The organism is Allobosea sp. ASV33, from assembly GCF_016428755.1.
Classification (GTDB): Bacteria; Pseudomonadota; Alphaproteobacteria; order Rhizobiales; family Beijerinckiaceae; genus Allobosea.
This window is the reverse complement of record NZ_JAELTI010000275.1, coordinates 1-317: the sequence shown is the minus strand read 5'-3', so window position 1 is coordinate 317 and position 317 is coordinate 1. Positions and strand designations below refer to the sequence as shown.

Below are 317 nucleotides of genomic sequence, written 5' to 3'. Positions count from 1 at the left end.
CTCTATGCGCTGCTTCCGCTCGTCGTGCTGCTGTTGCTGGCACGGCGCGGCGCACCGGTCGACCGCAGCTTGACCGGGGCTTGCGCCGGCCTCGCCTCCGCCGGGCTCGCCACGATCGCCTACAGCCCTGTCTCTTATACACATCTCCGAGCCCACGAGACTCTAGGCGCGATCTCGTATGCCGTCTTCGGCGTGAAAAAGGGGGGGGGGGGGGGGGGGGGGGGGGGGGGGGGGGGGGGGGGGGGGGGGGGGGGGGGGGGGGGGGGGGGGGGGGGGGGGGGGGGGGGGGGGGGGGGGGGGGGGGGGGGGGGGGGGGG

The 317-nt window shown here is 78.5% G+C and carries 1 protein-coding gene and 1 pseudogene; one reads left to right on the top strand and one right to left on the bottom strand.

Annotated features, from left to right (window positions below):
• Positions 1-9: 9 nt before the first annotated feature.
• Positions 10-114, top strand: a pseudogene (locus JHD80_RS29450) (NrsF family protein); the annotation flags it as partial.
• 20 nt (positions 115-134) lie between these two features.
• On the opposite strand, the gene JHD80_RS28895 reads toward JHD80_RS29450, so the two are convergent.
• On the bottom strand, positions 135-317 hold a 183-nt coding region (locus tag JHD80_RS28895; protein ID WP_248311822.1), incomplete at its 5' end, for a hypothetical protein.